Raw genomic sequence first — 18,604 nt, forward strand, 5'->3', positions numbered from 1 at the left:
AGAGCTGGTAGCGCTTGTTAAATAAGCGCTACCAGCTCTTTTTATGCTGAAAATCTAGGGCTTAAAACTGCATATCCGCCCGCAGCCACAGGGTGCGTCCCGGCTCGTTCAGCCGGGTGTTGGCGGGGAAGCCAAAACCGGCGTTGCCCGCCAGGTTCAGATGCTCGGCATAGGTTTTGTCCAGCAGGTTGTCCACGCCGACGGTGATTTTCAGCTGCCGTTGCACGCGGTAGCTGGCGTGCAGCGACAGCACGCCAAAACCGCTGCTGGCCCCCATGTCGCGGCCCACGACATTGCCCTGGTCTTGGGTGTAGCGGTGCTGCGCGGCGACCAGTCGCCACAGGGCGCCCGCCGTCCACGGGCCTTGGGCGTAGTCCAGGCCCAGGCGCGCTTCCAGCGGGGGCATTTGTGGCAGGGCCGTGCCATCGCTGCGGTTGCTCCCCCAGGTGTAGGCCACCGTGGCCTGGGCCGTCCAGGCCGGTGCCAGTTTGTAGCTGCCGCCCAGCTCGAAACCGGCGGTGCGGGCATCAATGTTGCGTGCCTTGCTGGGGTTGCTGGCGTAGTCGAACAAGATAAAGTCGCGCACCATCCCGACGTAGGCCGAGGTCCAGAACTGCCAGTTTTGCCCCTTCCAGTTGGCACCCACGTCCAGCTGGGTGGTTTTTTCTGGCTCCAGGGTGGCAAAGACATTGCCTGCTTTGCCCGAAATGAGCTCCCAGTAATCCGGAAAACGCTGCACATGCCCCAGGCCAACGTAGGTGGTGGCCCCGCTGGCCAGCGTTTGCTCCCAGCGCACAAAGCCGCTGGGCAGGGCGCTTTCGTCGCGCTTGTGGGTGCTGGCTGGGTTGCGGTAATCCCAGGCTTGGGCACGGTCCAGGCGCAGGCCGCCCACCCACAGGGTGCTGGGCGCGGCTTGCCAGCGCAGTTCGCTAAACAGGCCCAGGTTGGCAAACTTGGCATCGCGCACCCATGGCTTGTTCAGGTAGCTCATGCCCATGCCGCTGCGCCCTTCGTGCGTGTTGCGCTGCAGGTCCAGGCCGATGTCGGCGGTCAGCGCCGGGGTCGGTTGCAAGGTTGCAGCGATGCGGCCACCGGTGACAACGCGCTTGACGTTGCTGGCCATGGCCATCTTGCCCTGGGGCAGGGGGCGGCGCTGGAAGTTGTCCATCAAGTGGTCGGCCTCGTTGCGGTAAATCTGCGCCTCGACTTTGCTCAGCCAGGGCGTGATGTTTTGCTTTTGCAGCCGCAGGCCCAGGCTGTCGCGGCGAAACTGGGTGCCGTCCATGCCGCGGGCGGCCGAGCGCGCCCAGCCGTCTCCAGCCCCGGCGCTCAGCTCCACCAGGGTGTCGGCATCGGGTGTCCAGCCCAGGGCGGCATCGGCATTCCATTTGTTCCAGCCGGACGGGATGGAGGTGCCGTCACCGTCTTTGTAGTCTTGGCCGTGTGAATGGTTGGCGCTGATGCGGGCGTAGAACTGGTCATTGCCTGCAGCCAGATCGGCGTTTTGGTCATTGCGCCCGGCGCTGGCACCCAGCAGGCTGGCAGTGAAATTCACCGGGCCGGCGGCAAAGTCGGGGCGCTCGCGCTCAAAGCGCACCACCCCGGCGGAAGCCCCCGGCCCCCAGAGCACGGTTTGCGGCCCTTTGATCAGGGTGAGCACATCGAACGTCTCTGGCGCGATGTAGGAGCTGGGCGTGTCCATGCGGCCTGGGCAAGCACCCAGCATTTGCATGCCATTGGTCAGCAGCGGCAGGCGCGAGCCAAATTGGCCACGGAACACCGGGTCGCCATTCGTGCCGCCACTGCGCACGGCGCTAAAGCCGGGGATCGTTTGGAGGTAATCGGCGGCATCGCTGGCCGGGACGGGCTGGCGCGGGATTTTCGGGTCGGTGACCACTTGCACGGCTGATTGGTCGTGAATCGCGGTGACGACCACCTCGTCCAGTGTTGTTGTTGGGGCGCTGTCTTGCCCGTAAACCAGCGGGGTAAACAGGGCGGTGCAGGCCAGCGCCAAAGGGGTGTTTTTGGGGAAAGAACGCAATTTCATAAGAGATAACTCCAGGCTCCGCCCTGCCGCCCTGCCGACCTGCCGCGTGGGGGCATGGGGGAGCACTGCATGGTGAAAACAAGGGCCGCCAACAGGCCGCCCGCGCTGGCGCTAGCCGACAGCGCACAGCACAGCGGCACGCCAGGGGCCAGGGCGCATCAGCGCAAGAATTTCAACCGTGCAGCCGCGGTGGCCCCCGCGCTGGCAGGGGCCTGGGCGAGCCAGCCCTGGGGTGCTGCGCCGGGGTTGCCCGGCAGGCGCAAGCCCGCCAGCAAGGGCGGGCGGTAGGCGCTGGTGCGCACTTCCTGGGGGGTGGCCAGGGCAATGCACAGCAAACAGGCAGGGGAGTGGGCGCTGGGGGTGCTGGGTGGGTCGGCACCGGGGTCTTCCCCCAGCCAGGCGGCCCATTCGTCGGCCTGCGGGGGCATGCCGCAAAACCCCATCTCGGCCATGCTGAAGCTGGCCTGCGCCCCATTGGCCAGCAGGGGCAGCACCATGCGGGTGGGGGCCGCCGAGGACAGGGCCACCAGCCACAACGCCGCAAACAGCCCCAGTACCCAAGTACGAAGGTGGCGGTGACGGCGGCGCAGGCACTCAAACATGGGCCCGCATTATGGGGAGGGTTTTACCCAGGGTGTGGCAGCCAGGGAGCGCAGGCTTGCCGTGGGTCAAAAGAATGCACGCGGCATAGAAATTTGTTGCAAATAAGAAACACCTTGCATGCTTCGCAAGCAAAACAAGAACGATTCGCATTATTTATCGTAATAATCACGCCCTATTGCACGACGAGCCCACAAGAAGCCGGGGGCTTTTTTGGGCTTTTTTGGGTTTTTTCAGATTTTTTCATTTCAAAACCAGCTGTTGGGCTGAGAAAGTTTTTTATATGGCAATGGGAATGTTGCAAGAGCAGGGAGGGCGGCCCGCCGCTCAGTGCCAGCGCACCTGGGTGGCCTTGGCTGCTGCACTGGTGTGCGCCTCGGTGGGGGCACAAGAGGGGGCGACGACGGCCACGGCCACCACCTTGTCGGAAGTGGTGGTGTCGGCTGCGGGGTTTGAGCAGGAGCTAAAGCAAGCGCCGGCATCGATCTCGGTTGTCAGTCGTGAAGAACTGGAAAATAAAAACTTCCGCGATCTAGCCGAAGCCTTGCAAGGTGTTGAAGGGATTGATGTACTGGGTGGTACCGGCAAAACAGGTGGCTTGGACATCAGTATCCGTGGGATGCCCAGTGATTACACGCTGATCTTGATTGATGGCCGGCGTCAGAACGTGGCTGGTGATGTCACGCCCAACGGTTTTGGTGCAGCCCTCAATAGCTTTATGCCGCCAGTTTCGGCTATTGAGCGTATCGAGGTCATCCGTGGCCCCATGTCCACCCTGTATGGTTCTGACGCTATGGGCGGGGTGATCAACATCATCACCCGTAAGGTTGCTAAAACCTGGGGCGGTGAAGTGAGCATGACCCAAAGCATTCCTGAGGACAACGATTGGGGTGCAGAGAACAAGCTCAATTTGTACCTGAATGGCCCGATCAAGCAGGACGTGCTGGGCCTGGCGGTGCGTGGCAGCTTGTACCGTCGTGATGCTTCCGATCCGGTGTTGGCACCGGGTGCAGTGCAGCTTGCCAACGCTCGTAACCCGGCACCTGCACAGAGCCGTCAGCACAACATCGGTGCACGTCTGACACTGACACCGACCAAGCAGCACGAACTGTGGCTGGATGTGGAGCAAGGCCGCACTTGGTACAACAACGATGATGGTCGGCTGGGTGGTCGCGATGCTGACAACATTCCGAGCAAATACCCGGGCTACAAAGATGCCTTGCGCTTCAACCGCGATCAGGTTGCCATCGGTCATACCAGCCGCTTTGGCTTTGGTTTGTTGGAAAGCAGTCTGATGCGTACTGTGACGGAAACCGAAGGACGCTCTATTCCTGGAGCTTCCGTGCCTGTTGGTGATCCCCGCAGTGGCACGGATCGTGAGCTCAAGACGACCAATACGGTGCTGGATACCAAACTCGTTGCTCCGCTGGGGGCTGCGCATGTTTTGACTGCTGGTGCCCAGTGGTGGGATGCCAAGCTCACTGACGGCCTGTTGCCAGAAAAGCATCAGCAGACCATGTGGTCGCTGTTTGCCGAGGATGAATGGCGCCTAGTGGATAGTCTGACCGCAACTTTCGGTGGGCGTTATGACCACCATGATGCTTTTGGCGGCAAGGTCAGTCCCCGTGCCTATCTTGTGTGGGATGCCAACACGCAATGGACGCTGAAGGGCGGTGTCAGCAAGGGCTTCCGTGCACCGCGTCTGAATCAGTTGATTGATGGTGTCAGCGGCATCAGTGGGCAGGGTACCAATATCAACATTGGTAACCCTAACCTCCAGCCGGAAGTCAGTACCAGTACCGAATTTGCTGCCCTGTTCGACAACCAGAAGGGGGTAACTGGCTCTGCTACTGTGTTCCACAACAAGGTGAAAGACAAAATCAGCTCTGGCGGCGATTGCGCAGCGAACTTTATTTCTAGCTGTGCTGCGAATCCCGCTGCTACCTACTCCATCAACGTCGATGAAGCCAAGACCTGGGGGCTGGAGTTGAGCACCCGCGTGCAATTCAATCCGCAGTGGGGTGTGAAAGCAGGCTACACCTGGACGCAAAGCGAAGTTATTGAAAAAGGTGTCAAGAATGGACAACTGGCAAATACCGCCAAGCACATTGCCAGCTTGCAACTGGACTGGAAACCTGCCCAGGATTGGAGCCTGTGGCTGCGCGGTGAATACCGGGGCAAAAGCCCGCGCTTCAGCGGTTCTTATGACAAGTTGAGCGCTGGCAACAAGGCCATCTATGACGCTGTAGGCGATATCAAAGGCTATGGCCTGCTCCACTTGGGCGGTACCTACAAAGTATCGAAGAACGTTAGCCTGAACGCCAATATCTTCAACCTGTTGAACAAGGATTTCCGTAAGTACAGTCTGGTGAATGTGAACGGTGTTCCTACGTGGGTCAATTCCTACTTCCAAGGGGGTGCATCCGTGGCAGGTACTACGTTGCCGGGTCGCACTTTGTGGATTTCGGCAAACGTAAGCTTCTGATATAGCTCAGTACAGCCACCGGGATAAAGTGGCTGCAACCAACCCGCGCACGCCTTCCCGGCTGGCGCGGGTTTTTTTATGCCTTCCTAAAATAAGAGCTGTTTGCGCTTGTATTTATTGATTTCTTTATTAAAAACAAAATAAAACATTGAAATATCAAGCGGCTATAGCTATTACTTAAATGGTAAAACCATGGCTGCTGTAGGGTTGCACCTTTGGTTTTTATGGTTGTGCCTGTTTTGCAAAAACCAGGAAAACCCTAGTGTTTCATTCGGTTGCACCTCCCTGCAATCGAGCATCTTTTCAACCAAGGGGCAACGCAGCATGACCCCTTCTTCCGCTTTCAAGATCAAGACTCTGGCCGTCAGCGCCGCGCTGGCCTGTGCTGGCTTGGTGGGCACCGCCCAGGCCGAAACCACTGTGCGCTTAGGGTTTGCTGCGCCGCTGACCGGCCCCCAGGCCCACTACGGCGAAGACATGCGCAACGGCCTGACCCTGGCGCTGGAAGAGGCCAACGCCAAGGGCATCAAGCTCGATGGCGATACGGCCAAGTTCGTGCTGGTCTCCAAGGACGACCAGGCCGACCCGCGCACCGCCGTGCAGGTGGCGCAGCAGATTGCCGATGCCAAGGTCAACGGCATGCTGGGGCACTTCAACTCGGGCACCACCATTCCCGCCTCGCGCGTGTACAACGATGCGGGTATCCCCCAAATCGCCATGGCCACTTCGCCCGAATACACCTTGCAAGGCTATGACACCACCTTCCGCATGATGACCAGCGACACCCAGCAGGGCGCGGCCGTGGGGGTGTTCATTGTGAAAGACTTGAAAGCCAAGAAAGTGGCCGTGATTGACGACCGCACGGCCTACGGCCAGGGCCTGACCGACCAGGTGATTGCCGCCGTGAAACGCGCCGGTGGCGAGATCGTGGCACGCGAATACACCACCGACAAAGCAACCGACTTCACCGCCATCCTGACCAGCATCAAGGCCAAGGGCGCTGAGGCGATTTTCTTTGGCGGCCTGGACGCGCAGTCCGGCCCCATGCGCCGCCAGATGCAGACTCTGGGCATTACCCAGCCGCTGGTGTCGGGCGAGATGACGCGCAGCGACACCTTTTTGAAACTGGCCGGTGAAGCCGCCAACGGCACCTACGCCTCGCTGGCCGGTGTGCCACTGAAAACCATGGCCCAGGGCGAGCAGTTTGCCGCCGCCTACAAAGCCCGTTTCAAGGTCGATCCCGGCGTGTATGCCCCCTACGCCTATGACGGTGCGTGGAACATGATCGCCGCCATGGAGCAGGCCGGTTCAGCCAAGGCCGACAAATACCTGCCCAAGCTGGCCAACCTCAAGCGCAGCGGTGCCACCAGTGCCCACATCGCCTACGACAAAAACGGTGATTTGAACGAAGTGGCTGTGACCATCTACACCGTGAAAGGCGGCAAGTGGGAAGAGGTGAAAACCATCGTCGATTCGGCCAAGTAATTCCCCTTGGCATTTGCCTGCGGTGCTGACGCTGCCGCAGGTTCTTCGGGCTGGGGGTGAGTGTGCTGTTGTGGCTCTCACCCCCAGCCTGTTTCCCTTGGCCTGACCCCGCCGTGCGGCGCGACTGTCATGGATATTTTTCTCCAACAAATTATTAATGGCCTGACCGCCGGCAGCGTGTACGCGCTGGTGGCGCTGGGCTACACCATGGTGTACGGCATCATCGGGCTGATCAACTTTGCCCACGGCGACGTGGTGATGGTGGGCGCGATGGTGGCCACCAGCATCGTGCTGGCGCTGGTGGGCCACTACGGCGATGTGTCGGCCATTGTGGCCATTGGCGCAGCGCTGGTGGTGTCGATTCCCGTGTGCATGGCGCTGGGCTGGACGGCCGAGCGCATCGCCTACCGTCCCCTGCGCCGTGCGCCCCGGCTGGCGGCGCTGATTACGGCCATTGGCGTGTCCATCATCATTCAGAACGTGGCCATGATGTTCTGGGGCCGCAACTACTTGAACTTTCCCCAGCTGGCGCAGCCCAGCGTGTTCCAGCTGGGCGATGCCCGCCTGAGCCTGCTGCAGATTGTGATCATGCTGGGCTCGGCGCTGATCATGGCCGCCTTGCTGCTGCTGGTGCACAAAACCCGCCTGGGCATGGCCATGCGCGCCACGGCGCAAAACCGCGAAGTGGCCGGGCTGATGGGGGTGAACATCAACACCGTGATTTCGGCGGCGTTTTTGATTGGCTCGGCCCTGGCCGCAGTCGCCGGGGTGATGATTACCAGCTACTACGGCGTGGCCCAGTACACCATGGGCTTCATGCTGGGCCTGAAAGCCTTTACCGCTGCCGTGCTGGGCGGCATTGGCAACCTGGGCGGTGCCATGCTGGGCGGCTTGCTGCTGGGGCTGATCGAGGCGCTGGGCTCGGGCTATGTCGGCAACCTGACCAATGGCGTGTTTGGCAGCCATTACCAAGACGTGTTTAGCTTCATCGTGCTGGTGGTGGTGTTGATCTTCCGCCCCTCGGGCCTGCTGGGTGAACGTTCGGGAGACCGCGCATGAAGCACACACTTTCCACTTCCCAAGACCGCACACCGGCCAAAGTTTGGCTGGGGGCCTTTGCCATTGGCGCGGTGCTGTTGGTGCTGCCCTTTTTGCTGGGGGCCACGGCCGGGCAGGGCTGGATTCGCATCCTGAACTTTGCCTTGCTGTACGTGATGCTGGCCCTGGGGCTGAACATTGTGGTTGGCTTTGCCGGGCTGCTGGATTTGGGCTACATCGCCTTTTATGCCGTGGGGGCCTATACCTGGGCGCTGCTGGCTTCGCCGCATTTTGATCTGCACCTGCCGTTTTGGATGGTGCTGCCCATCGGTGTGGCGCTGGCGGCGGCGGCGGGGATTGCGCTGGGCTTTCCGGTGCTCAAGCTGCGCGGCGATTACCTGGCGATTGTGACGCTGGGCTTTGGCGAGATCATCCGCATCTTCATGAACAACCTGGATGCGCCGGTGAACATCACCAACGGCCCCCAGGGCATCAACCGGGTGGATACCTTCAAAATCGGTGAATGGGCGCTGGGCCGCCCCGAGACGATTTTGGGCTTTCGCATCACCGGTCCAGAAAAGTACTACTACCTGCTGCTTGCGCTGGTCATCCTCATCATCTTTGTCTGCATTCGCCTGCAAAACTCGCGCGTGGGCCGCGCCTGGGAAGCCGTGCGCGAGGACGAAGTGGCCGCCAAGGCCATGGGCATCAACACCCGCAGCATCAAGCTGATGGCCTTTGGCATGGGGGCCAGCTTTGGCGGCGTGGCGGGGTGTTTGTTTGCCTCGATGCAAGGCTTTGTCAGCCCCGAGAGCTTTGGCCTGACCGAATCCATCGCCATCCTGTGCATGGTGGTGCTGGGCGGCATGGGCCATGTGCCGGGCGTGGTGGCGGGGGCGATCTTGCTGTCGATTTTTCCGGAAGTGCTGCGCAGCATCGTCGTGCCGCTGCAAGAAACGCTGTTTGGCGAAGTGGTGATTGACCCCGACGGCATCCGCATGCTGCTGTTTGGCGTGGCCATGGTGGCCATCATGATCTTCCGGCCCGAGGGGCTGTGGCCCTCGCAAGTGCGCAAGCGCGAACTCAACCGTGGTAAGGAGCAGCCCGCATGAGCGCCCCCGTAGCAAGCTTAAAAAACGGCGACCCCTTGCTGATTGCCCAGGGCCTGAGCAAGCGCTTTGGCGGTCTGCAGGCTTTGAAAGACGTGAGCTTTGAGATCCGCAAAGGCGAAATCTTCGGCCTGATCGGCCCCAACGGCGCGGGTAAAACCACGCTGTTCAACGTCATGACCGCGCTCTACATCCCCGAATCGGGCAGCTGCAACTTTCAGGGCGTGGAGCTGACCCGGCTCAAACCCCACCAGATTGCCGATAAAGGCCTGGCGCGAACATTCCAAAACATCCGCCTGTTCTCCGCGCTGACGGCGCTGGAGAACGTCATGATCGGCCAGCACCTGCGCACCAAAGCGGGCCTGTGGGGCGCGGTGGTGCGCAACAAAGCCACCCGCGACGAAGAGGCCCGCGTGCAAGCGCGGGCGCTGGAGCTGCTTGACTACGTGGGCATCGGCCATGTGGCCAACGAGGTGGCCTCGTCCCTGTCTTACGGCGACCAGCGCCGCCTGGAAATTGCCCGCGCCCTGGCCACCGGCCCCGCCCTGCTGGCGCTGGACGAACCGGCCGCTGGCATGAACCCGTCCGAGACGGTGGTGCTGCGCGCCCTGATTGAAAAAATCCGCGCCGACGGCATCACCGTGCTGCTGATCGAGCACGACATGAAACTGGTCATGAACATGTGCGACCGCGTGCTGGTGCTTGAATACGGCCAGGTGCTGTCCTATGGTCTGCCTCAAGAAGTGCAGCGCGACCCGCGCGTGATTGAAGCATATTTAGGTAAAGGAGCTGCGCAAGACCTTGCACAGCAAGCGGACAGTGCTCCTAATAATTTGTCCAATCCTTCTGCAGCAGAAAGCGCCCAACCATGAGCCATCCCACCGCTTCTACGCCCTTGCTGGACATCCGCAACATGGACGTGGCCTATGGCGGCATCCGCGCCGTGCGCCAGCTCAACCTGCACGTCCACCCCGGCGAGCGGGTGGCGCTGATCGGGGCCAATGGTGCCGGCAAAAGCACCACGCTGCGGGCCATTTGCGGCCTGGTGCCGCTGGCTGCGGGCAGCGTGCATTACCAAGGCAAAAGCCTGGCGGGCCAACCCGTACACGCCATGGTGCGCCAAGGCCTGGTCATGGTGCCCGAGGGGCGCGGCATCTTCCCGCAGCTGACCATTGAAGAAAACCTGCACATGGGCGCGTACAGCCGCCAAGACAAAATCAATTTTGCCGCAGAGCTGCAACAGGTGTACCAGCGCTTTCCGCGCCTGGCCGAGCGCCGACTGCAAACGGCGGGCACCCTCTCGGGCGGCGAACAGCAACTGCTGGCCATGGGCCGGGCTATTTTGTCCAAGCCCAAACTGCTGCTGCTGGACGAGCCCACCATGGGCCTGGCCCCCATCATGGTGGACAAAATCTTTGAAGTCATCGAAGACATCGCTCAGCAAGGCGTGACGATCTTGCTCATCGAGCAAAACGCCCGCCTTGCCCTGGAAGTGAGCCAGCGCGGCTACGTGCTCGAATCGGGCGAACTCACCCTGCAAGGCCCCGCCCGCGACCTGCTGCACGACCCCAAAGTGCGCGCGGCGTATTTGGGGGAGTAGGGGGTGCGCTGAACACGCTCTTACAACACCGCCAGAGCCATTTCGGGTGCTTTGTCCAGAATCCGCAGCAACGCCTTGGCCGCCCCGGTGGGGGCGGGCTTGCCTTGCTCCCAATTGCGAATGGTGTCCAGCGAAACGTGGATGCGGGCAGAGAACTCCGCTTGGCTCAACCCCAGGCGCTTGCGCACCCGTTGCGCAAAAAGGGCGGCATCCTGCCTTGACTGGGCCTCGTCCTCGGCAATATGCCGAGCGATGTCCGCCTCTGTCGTGGCATCCACACGGGCTATATCCACGCGCCCCGCAGGTACCGTTGCGGGACGGGGCAAATCAATCTTGTGGCGTACTGTTTTCATGGCGCTGAATCTCCCGTTGATTGGCCTTGCGGGCCGAGATGATGCGAATCACATCGCTGCGTAGCGTGCATTCGTAGTTCTTTGGCCCACTTTTTAAGAATATTCAGTTCTCGGTGCCCACGGATACGTTCTGTCAGCGTCGCCCCCCGTCTGGCACCACCGGATAAAACGTCCGACCCTCAAAGCGCGCGGGGTGGTTCATCATCACGCCCAGCATGGCGGGCAGCACCCGCGCCCAGGCTGAACCACAGCGCAGCATGGTCACGCCAGGCAAAAGAGCACGCGCTGCTGTGTCAAACAGTTCGCTCGCGCGAGTCCTTCGGCTGTGCAGAAAACCAAGCCGCTGTGGCCCGTGCAGCCCTTCCCAGTCCGCATAGACGGCAATCTTGCTCATGATTCGGCGCTCCCCTTACGTTGGGGCTTTTTGAGCAACGCACTCAGAGCCGATGTGCTTTTTGCGTCATCCAAAGCGCGTCCCGCGCTGGAGCTGTCCGCCATTCCCATATCTACGGGCGGTAGGTTGCGCGGCGCGCTCTTCACCTGAGTGCCACCCGTTTGCCGGGCTAATACAGGGGGTGTTGTTGCGTTTTTTCTCAGCCGTGCATCTTGGAGCTGGCGTCCAAGCTCGTCCTCAGTGGCTAGCTTGGCCAAATCATTTGCCAGCCCAAGTACCTGCATGACAGAAAGGTAGGCCCCCATTGTTACGCCTGTCCCACCGGCCTCCAACGAGCGCAGTGTCATGGCAGACATGCCTGCACGCTCGGCAACCTGCTTGGCTGTCAGCTTTCTGCGCAGCCGCGCAAGCTTGAGCCGCTCCCCAAACTCGACAAGGAGCTTGTTGGTGGTCGGCAGCAGAGGAGCGATTTTTTTGGCCATGGTGCTAATATTTTGTCATTTTTTACTTTTAAAAGTAAAAATATTAGCATTTAAGGTGATAAAAGCGGCCTCAGCAGTCTGCGGCAGTGCTTTTGAAAGGGGGTGATTGCAGGGGGCTGCGTTTGGTGTGAGAGGGTGCGTCTGGCACCACCGGATAAAACGGCCGCCCCTCAAAGCGCGCGGGGTGGTTCATCATCACGCCCAGCATGGCGGGCAGCACCCGCGCCAGCAGCGCCCGGCCATCGCGCACCTGGGCGCGGTTCACGGTGCTGTTCCACGTTGCGCCGCCGTGCATCAGCTGGTTGCGCAGCGTGTACAGGCGCACAAACACCTCGTACAGCACCCGCTCGGTATCCTGCTGCCCCAACGCCCGATGCACGCGCTGGCGCGCCTCATCAAACGCCTCGCGCCAATGGTCGGGAATGCTGCCATCGCTGCGCGGGTTGCTGTGCGCATCCCAAAACGGCTGAAACACATATTGATTGTTCAGCAGCACGCGGATTGGGCCGGGGAACACTTGCCACACCAGCTTGGCTAGTGCCTTGTCGCCATCCAGCGCACACAAGTCGGCCATGAAGTTGCGAAACGTTTGCCGCTCAGAGGCCGCCGTACCGCCGCCTTCACCCAAATCCTGTGCATAAGCCGCATTGAAGCCAATCCACAGGCAGATAAAGGCCACATCGTCATCTTCCCCTGCCGCCTCAGCCCGCTTAAGCCAGCTCAAGGCACGGTGTATGCGCAGGGTGAAGGGCGTGCGCTGCTGGGCAATTTGGGCTTGGTGGCGGGCGCTGAGGGTGGCCAGCGTGGGGGTGGGGGAAATTGGGGTGGCTTTGGTGTTCATGGTCAGTTCAGCGTTTGAGCCATTGGGTCAATACGTCCAGCGCCTGCCCCACACCCGCTGCCCAGCCATCCGCCGCTTGGGAATCCAGCGGTGCGTGCCCACACTTGGGGCAGCTATGAAAGGTGTCGTGGCCCGGCATCAGCACATCGCTTCGGGGGGCGACGATCTTGCTCCAGTGGCAGACAGGGCAGTGGTATTGGCGTGGGGGTGGGGGGATGGGCATGGTTTATTTCAGTTCAAAATTTTGAATGGCCAGCCCCTCTGTTTTCAATTCTTCCGCATTCAGGGCGGTTGCCAGCTCCAACACATGGGGCTTGGCTGTGCGGGTGAATAGGCATGCGTCTTGGGTATATATCATTTGGATATTAAATATTATTTATCCAAGTACGTATCGTTGGCCTGTGTTTGCAACGTGGCGCATACCTCTTGATTTAAGCGAACGAATGTTGCCCATGTATATTCCTTTTGATATCGCAAGGCATACATGCGATCGACACGGCAAATATTGGGGCGATTGGCATAAATAGAACAACCTTTGCTTGCGGCATCGTAATGCTGGCATGTGCCATCGCCACGGTCTAGGAATCGTGTTTCATCGGAAAGATGGACATTTTGGCAGCACAGACCGCATTGAGTGCATGGAAAGGGAGTGTGCATTTAATCTGCGATATATTAAAAATTTAAGCCACTGCTAAAAGCAGTGGCTTAATTATTAAAGAGATATTAAATTATTAAATATCAATAGATGTCTGAATATTTTCTATTTTCTTTTTTGTTGAAAGTACTAAATTTCCATCTTTATCCAAAATTGGAGTGTCTATGATTGCTTTGATTAGTTGAGCAAACTTAACAGATTCAAGGGTAACCTTCTTGGCTGAGGGACTAAATTTTTGGTAATCGGTTCCTTCTTGTGAGATTACTTCAGATAGGTTTTCTATGGAGCGGCGAAGTTGTATCGTAATTTTTTGAAGAATTTCACTGGCTAGTGTGCTTACTTGTGAAATTGCTTGAAGTTTTGTAATGGTTAGCTTGGCTTCATCACGGATAGTACGTGCTTGCTCTAAGTTGCTATAGGCATTATTTAGCGCTTCTTCGCCTTTATTGCCCATAATATGGCCAAAAATAGCAAGTGCAGGGCCAGCAACAATACCTCCAAGTACCATCGTACCTAAAGCCATACCGCCGCCACCTGCTGCCAATGTTCCGCCACCTAGCCATGCTAGCGTAGCATTAGTGGCAGCAACACCCGACAGAGAGGAAATTGCTGTGCCTGTGCCCGCTGCTGCAAGCAGCATCGTGCCGTTGTAGGCACCAAAAGCGAGTGCAGCCCCACCGCCCAATCCTGCGCCAAGCCCTAAGCCGGCATCCTTCAAGGCTTGGTAGTCTTGACGCAAATCTGATAATGACTGGCTGGAAAAATCATTAATACCTAATTTTTCTAATTCAGGGGTGTTAACTATTTCTACGTTTTTTATTCGTCCAAACGTATGGATGAAATCTGAAATAACACCATCAAACGCAGTGATTTTTCGTTTTCCGTATTTTTCTAGAATATTGAACGTAGATTGACGTTGTTTTTCTACATTAATATTGGCATCATCAACGATGGAGCGAGCATCGGCATTGATATCTTTTGCCTTGCTGTGATCCATAGCACCGCTAACGCCTTTGACAGCTCCATAAATTGCTGCTGCACCTGCAACGGCACCGATAATAATTGGGATGGGCATAATTTCTCCTTAGAGTGGTGGTTAAAGTTTTAAAAGTTCGGTGGAATTTATCATAAAATCATCAAAATCTTGAAGATTTTCAAATTGCAATTTTTTACCTAAAAGGCTTGCATAACGATTAATTCCGGCTGCCAACTGGTCTGTACTGTTGCTGGTGTCTTGAATCAAGGAAAAAAATTCTTGGGTTTCTTGCAATAGCTGAGGTATTTCTTGGCGTATGAATGCATCTAAGGATGCTTGCTCCTGAGCCATGCGGTCTCGGGCTGCGACTTGGATCGCGCGGGTGCGTGCAAGCATGGCTCGTGAGGTTTCAACTGCGCGGGCTGAATCCAATGCACTTTGATAAAAAAGGGATGAGAGGGTGTAGCCAATCATTCCGCCAATGGCTGCGCCGACAAAAGGAATTGGAATTGCTAACTGGCCAAGAGCAGCCATCATTCCACTAGAGAGCATACCCGCACCCTTTTCGCCGACCTCGGTTAAAAATTGGGATTCAGTGATATCCCCTGCGATATAACGCTTTACGGAGCTACCCAGCGATAGACAAATATTAACAACCAACGCCGGGGCATTCGTTTTTGAAAGAGTACGTAATGCTGTATTGCCTGATTGCTGCATACCACTTTTAATTGCCGAGCCAATGGATGCTGTGCCGTAACCTACGAGACCAGCTTTAGAAATATCAATTGTTAAGTCGGTTGTGGCTTCACTCAAGTTTTTTTCATTCTGAGCTAATGCAAAGATATTTTGTAAAAGTGAGATGCTGCCTCCAATAGCTGCGCCGTAAGTTGCACCCTCTACGCCTGCCCGGTGGCTGGTGCGAGCAATATCTAGGGCGGTTGCTATTTTTGGATGCTGTCGGTAAAAAATGGCTTGTTCGGTGGTTAGGCCGCTATCTTTTATATTGGTGGCAAGTTGATCATAATTTTCTGCATTGTTACGCAAGCGCTCGACAACGTCAGGAGGGCCACCTTTGGCAGCAACAGCTTCAGCCTGTTCGCGTAATGCCTTTGCTTTGTTGGTGCAATAGTCGGCAGCGCCTGGTATTTGTTCAGAGGGGAGTTCTATTTTTGTACCTCGATAGCGGGCGAATTTAGAATTTCCTTTTTGATTATCTTCTGCAATGTTTTTGAAAAGTTCATTGCGATCTCCAACAAACTTCATTTGAGTTTGAGTGCCCTCTATGATATTTCCATCTAAAATTTGCACTCGATCAACAATATTATGATTCTTTCCGTATTGTGGCAAATCATCACTGCGAGATGTTCTTATTTCTGAGCGATTAATAATGGCTTCTGCATTATCGCGACTGGTAGTGGCAACTTCTGCGCTGAAACCAGCTTGTTGTTTAATATTAGCGGCTGCTTTTTCTGGGTTGTCATTGATTTTATGGGTAAATATCTTTTCTAAACCTTTAGAGAAAATTTGCCCTGTTTCTTTATCTGTACCAGTATAGCCTTTAATAAATTCTGCGTTGGCACTACCAAAACGATTCACTGTCTCGCTGGCAGATAATGCTGTGGTGGTACGTGTGATGTCTTTCGTGATTTCTTTTTTATCAGAATCACTGCGTTTCGATGATGAGATATTTTTATTTTTCATTAAAATTTTACTCAGTATGGTTAGTAGCCGATGAAAAAGAAGAAATTAGATGTTTTTGAAGATTGTTAAAATCTTCCTGACTTAATCCGCCTTGCTGATGGAGTTCACGTAACTCCTCCAAGATAGATAGACAACGCTGGGTGGAATTTAGTTTTTTTGTTTCGGCTCTAGCTTCATGGTTTGGTTCTTTTTGTGTGTTTTTATTTTTTGGGTCGCTATATTGAGCCAATCTGGCAGCTCCACGTTGAATGCCTTGCACCCCCGCTGAAATCCCATACAACACGCAGCCGATGGTGAATAGAAGTAGCAAAAAAAGAATGAATTGCATGGTGTTCTTCCTATATGTAGGTTATTGATCCCACCGCCCCAAAACCTCCCGCAACTCCCTCACCAACTCCTCCTCCCAAGCCTTGGGCTGAACAATGCGCACATGCGGTAGCCAATACCGCACCACGGGCAGTAGCTGGTTAATGTGGTTGATCTGGGTGGTGACCAGCAAAGAGCCATCGCTGTCTTGGCGGTGCTGTTGTTGGGGCAGCAGCTGGCGGCGGGCGAAGTAGTGGGCGATGTCGGGGGCGATGCGCAGTAGCACTTCGGTGGTTTGTTCGGTAAACCACACGTCGTCTTTGTTGGCGATGTAGTCCAGGTGTGTGCGTTTGGGGGTGAAGGGGGCGCTGCTGTCCACCTGCAGTTGTTCGATGAGTGCGACGCTGAAGTTTTTCAGGCGGCCTGCTTCTTCGGCGGCCAGGTACCAGACACCGTTTTTGTGGATCAGGCGGTAGGGGTGGGCGTGGCGCGGTTTGGTTTTGTAGGTGAAGTGGCAGGTGTGCTGCTGCTCGATGGCCGCTTGCAGCGCCGCGAAGGTGCGGGTGCCTCCGCCCAGGTCTTCGTGCGGTATGGGCTGCACGTGGGTGGCGCGGTGCGGTTCGGGGATGTTGAGCTGGCTCAGCAGGTAGGGCAGGCTGGCATCGGGGAATAGGCGCTCGGTGCCGGCCATGCGGGCGTAGCCGTGCAGGTGTCGCGCCGGGATGGTGCTGCGGGCGGTCAGGGTCAGTTGCCATTGACCTTGGGCGTTGCGCTCGGCGATGCCGTGCAGGCGCTGGTGCAGGTCGCGCTCGATGGTGCGGATGGTGGTGCCAAATTCAGCCGCCAGCTGGTGTTTGTCGATGTGCTCGCCCTGGTGCAGACGGGCAATGATGCGCGACAGACGTTGTGCGAGTTTTTCGCTTTTGGTATCGGCAGTCGTTGCAGTGACAAGGGCGTGGTTGGGCATGGTCAGGGTCCGTCCATAACAAGGGGCCGCAGTGTGGCGTACTGTAAAAATGGGGTGCGACAGGGTGTGCCGCATGCTGAGTAATTTTTCTGCCTTGATATAAATATTTGTTAGATGCATTCTGCCGCATTTATTGCGGTGTTTTGCGATACCAGCGGCTGCATGCCTGTGCCAGGAGTTAGCGCAAAAAAAGAAGCTTGTAGCGCTTGTGTTTAATGGATTTATCGGCTTTTAACCATAAAAAGCTATTAAAAATAAGCGCTATAAGCTCTTGTTTTAAACGCCCAGGCTGATGAGCAAGGCCAGGCCGCCCAGTACCAATCCGGCAATAGACAGGCCCCGGCCTTTTTTCTGCTGGTAGGTGCCAATGGCCCCCAGGATGATGGCGATGCCGGCGAACAGCAGGGTGCCCATGTATTCATCTGGGTCGATCAGTGCGGAGTCGGCCAAACCGATGGCCGCCAGCAGCGCCAGGATGCCCACGATTAGCGCCGGTACGGGCAGCCAGAGCGTGCCGGGGGGCTCGGCCGACGGTAGGTTTTGGGGCGCACCGCAGTGCGGGCAGGTGGGGGCGGTTTCGTGCAGCGCGGTGCCGCAGCCTCGGCAAAAACTCATGGTGGGGCTTTCTGAATTTGGGGGGATGACCGGATGACCGGATGATCGGATGATCGGATGATCGGATTACTGAACTTCGCCGTTGTAGAAAATGCTGGCATTGCCTTCTTTTTTGACCATCAGCGTGTTGCCTTCGGAAAAAGTTTCTACGTTTTCTGAGCAGCCGTCGATTTCGTGCTTGTCAGAGATGCGGTTGGCGGCTGTATCTACCTGAAAGGCGTAAGTGGTGGCGGGGCAGGAGTTTCCATTCTCTCCGGTAGATATGATGAAAATATAGTTTTCGCCAAATTGGTAAGTTTTTTCAAATGCCAGATAACCGATCATGTCAGTATCTTCAAATAAATAATCCAGAAGATTGGTATTCTTGTAGATGATTTTTTTGGGGTAGCTGGATATTTTGAACAGATGCCCGTCATCATTCTCAGAGAGAAAAACAGGCTCATATTTCTGCGCACTGGCCGAGTGCGTTAGGGGTTCATCGAATGCCTGCGCAAATGGGGTGCTTGCTGGGGCACTGGCTGCAGTGGCTGCAGTGGCTGCAGTGGCTGCAGTGGGTGCTGGGGGTGGGATGTCTTGCGCTTGGGAGGTGTGGGTGGATGGGGCATGTTCTTCGTACATTGCGATGCCGATGCCGGCGAGCAGGCCGATGACCAGCAGGGCACCTACGATGATGAAGGCCCAGCGGTTCCATTGTTTTTGCACGCGCTGGAAGTGTTCGATGCTGTCCCATTCTTTGTTTTGCCAGGCCCATTCCCGGCCTTTGATGCCCAGGATGATGGCCATGATCAGACCAACGTAGGGAATGAGGGCGAGCAGGCCAATCCAGGTTTTGTTGCCAATGGCCCAGACCCAACTGAGCAGAAACGCCCCCCAAGACCAGCCACGAATGCCGTCTGGTACGGCTTTTTTCCCAGGCACAGCAAGAGGGGGGATGACGGCAGTTTGCATGG

Annotated in this window: 20 protein-coding genes; 6 read left to right on the plus strand and 14 right to left on the minus strand. The window is 57.1% G+C overall.

Annotated elements, in window-relative coordinates:
* Window positions 1–61 precede the first annotated feature (61 nt).
* Together ACFO24_RS00100 and ACFO24_RS00105 are read right to left on the minus strand one after the other, a co-directional pair.
* Window positions 62–2,047, minus strand: coding sequence for a TonB-dependent copper receptor (locus ACFO24_RS00100; protein WP_377735948.1), 1,986 nt, complete (start codon window positions 2,045–2,047; stop codon window positions 62–64).
* A gap of 158 nt (window positions 2,048–2,205) precedes the next feature.
* Complete coding sequence (locus tag ACFO24_RS00105; protein ID WP_377735951.1) at window positions 2,206–2,649, minus strand: hypothetical protein; 444 nt, start codon at window positions 2,647–2,649, stop codon at window positions 2,206–2,208.
* 293 nt (window positions 2,650–2,942) lie between these two features.
* On the opposite strand from ACFO24_RS00105, the gene ACFO24_RS00110 reads away from it, so the two are divergent.
* The 6 genes from ACFO24_RS00110 to ACFO24_RS00135 all read left to right on the plus strand — a co-directional run bounded on the left by ACFO24_RS00110 (window position 2,943) and on the right by ACFO24_RS00135 (window position 10,364).
* Entirely contained in the window at window positions 2,943–5,132 is a 2,190-nt protein-coding gene (locus ACFO24_RS00110; RefSeq protein ID WP_377736238.1) for a TonB-dependent receptor domain-containing protein, read from the plus strand.
* Between the two features lie 324 nt (window positions 5,133–5,456).
* Window positions 5,457–6,617, plus strand: a complete 1,161-nt coding sequence (locus ACFO24_RS00115; protein WP_377735953.1) for a branched-chain amino acid ABC transporter substrate-binding protein — start codon at window positions 5,457–5,459, stop codon at window positions 6,615–6,617.
* Window positions 6,618–6,746: 129 nt separating this feature from the next.
* Window positions 6,747–7,676 carry a branched-chain amino acid ABC transporter permease gene (locus ACFO24_RS00120; RefSeq protein WP_207575716.1) on the plus strand — a complete coding sequence of 310 codons (930 nt, stop codon included), beginning with the start codon at window positions 6,747–6,749 and terminating at the stop codon, window positions 7,674–7,676.
* The gene (locus tag ACFO24_RS00125; RefSeq protein WP_377735955.1) at window positions 7,673–8,767 is read left to right on the plus strand and encodes an ABC transporter permease subunit; all 1,095 of its coding nucleotides are present in this window, start codon (window positions 7,673–7,675) and stop codon (window positions 8,765–8,767) included. The genes ACFO24_RS00120 and ACFO24_RS00125 overlap by 4 nt, the downstream gene beginning before the upstream one ends.
* The gene (locus tag ACFO24_RS00130) at window positions 8,764–9,636 is read left to right on the plus strand and encodes an ABC transporter ATP-binding protein (protein WP_377735957.1); all 873 of its coding nucleotides are present in this window, start codon (window positions 8,764–8,766) and stop codon (window positions 9,634–9,636) included. Before ACFO24_RS00125 ends, ACFO24_RS00130 begins: the two co-directional genes overlap by 4 nt.
* Entirely contained in the window at window positions 9,633–10,364 is a 732-nt protein-coding gene (locus tag ACFO24_RS00135) for an ABC transporter ATP-binding protein (protein ID WP_377735960.1), read from the plus strand. The genes ACFO24_RS00130 and ACFO24_RS00135 overlap by 4 nt, the downstream gene beginning before the upstream one ends.
* A 20-nt stretch (window positions 10,365–10,384) precedes the next feature.
* Here the strand turns inward: ACFO24_RS00135 and ACFO24_RS00140 are convergent, their stop codons facing one another.
* The 12 genes from ACFO24_RS00140 to ACFO24_RS00195 all read right to left on the minus strand — a co-directional run bounded on the left by ACFO24_RS00140 (window position 10,385) and on the right by ACFO24_RS00195 (window position 18,602).
* Window positions 10,385–10,717, minus strand: coding sequence for a helix-turn-helix domain-containing protein (locus ACFO24_RS00140; RefSeq protein WP_242700503.1), 333 nt, complete (start codon window positions 10,715–10,717; stop codon window positions 10,385–10,387).
* 133 nt (window positions 10,718–10,850) lie between these two features.
* The gene (locus tag ACFO24_RS00145) at window positions 10,851–11,111 is read right to left on the minus strand and encodes a hypothetical protein (protein WP_377735963.1); all 261 of its coding nucleotides are present in this window, start codon (window positions 11,109–11,111) and stop codon (window positions 10,851–10,853) included.
* Complete coding sequence (locus tag ACFO24_RS00150) at window positions 11,108–11,593, minus strand: helix-turn-helix domain-containing protein (protein ID WP_377735965.1); 486 nt, start codon at window positions 11,591–11,593, stop codon at window positions 11,108–11,110. Before ACFO24_RS00150 ends, ACFO24_RS00145 begins: the two co-directional genes overlap by 4 nt.
* Window positions 11,594–11,663: 70 nt before the next feature.
* Complete coding sequence (locus ACFO24_RS00155) at window positions 11,664–12,434, minus strand: hypothetical protein (protein WP_377735968.1); 771 nt, start codon at window positions 12,432–12,434, stop codon at window positions 11,664–11,666.
* 7 nt (window positions 12,435–12,441) lie between these two features.
* Window positions 12,442–12,657 carry a hypothetical protein gene (locus ACFO24_RS00160; protein ID WP_377735970.1) on the minus strand — a complete coding sequence of 72 codons (216 nt, stop codon included), beginning with the start codon at window positions 12,655–12,657 and terminating at the stop codon, window positions 12,442–12,444.
* A gap of 149 nt (window positions 12,658–12,806) precedes the next feature.
* Entirely contained in the window at window positions 12,807–13,091 is a 285-nt protein-coding gene (locus tag ACFO24_RS00165) for a YkgJ family cysteine cluster protein (protein WP_377735972.1), read from the minus strand.
* Between the two features lie 74 nt (window positions 13,092–13,165).
* Window positions 13,166–14,164 carry a hypothetical protein gene (locus tag ACFO24_RS00170; RefSeq protein WP_377735975.1) on the minus strand — a complete coding sequence of 333 codons (999 nt, stop codon included), beginning with the start codon at window positions 14,162–14,164 and terminating at the stop codon, window positions 13,166–13,168.
* 21 nt (window positions 14,165–14,185) lie between these two features.
* Window positions 14,186–15,766 carry a hypothetical protein gene (locus ACFO24_RS00175; protein WP_377735977.1) on the minus strand — a complete coding sequence of 527 codons (1,581 nt, stop codon included), beginning with the start codon at window positions 15,764–15,766 and terminating at the stop codon, window positions 14,186–14,188.
* A gap of 7 nt (window positions 15,767–15,773) precedes the next feature.
* Window positions 15,774–16,094 carry an SHOCT domain-containing protein gene (locus ACFO24_RS00180; protein ID WP_377735979.1) on the minus strand — a complete coding sequence of 107 codons (321 nt, stop codon included), beginning with the start codon at window positions 16,092–16,094 and terminating at the stop codon, window positions 15,774–15,776.
* 21 nt (window positions 16,095–16,115) lie between these two features.
* The gene (locus tag ACFO24_RS00185) at window positions 16,116–17,039 is read right to left on the minus strand and encodes a helix-turn-helix transcriptional regulator (RefSeq protein WP_377735982.1); all 924 of its coding nucleotides are present in this window, start codon (window positions 17,037–17,039) and stop codon (window positions 16,116–16,118) included.
* Between the two features lie 276 nt (window positions 17,040–17,315).
* Window positions 17,316–17,654: a hypothetical protein gene (locus tag ACFO24_RS00190; protein WP_377735985.1), complete on the minus strand. Its 339-nt coding sequence runs from the start codon at window positions 17,652–17,654 to the stop codon at window positions 17,316–17,318.
* Window positions 17,655–17,720: 66 nt separating this feature from the next.
* Complete coding sequence (locus ACFO24_RS00195) at window positions 17,721–18,602, minus strand: hypothetical protein (protein WP_377736244.1); 882 nt, start codon at window positions 18,600–18,602, stop codon at window positions 17,721–17,723.
* Window positions 18,603–18,604: the final 2 nt, after the last annotated feature.

The organism is Comamonas denitrificans, assembly GCF_042654745.1.
In the GTDB taxonomy this organism is placed as follows: domain Bacteria; phylum Pseudomonadota; class Gammaproteobacteria; order Burkholderiales; family Burkholderiaceae_C; genus Comamonas; species Comamonas denitrificans.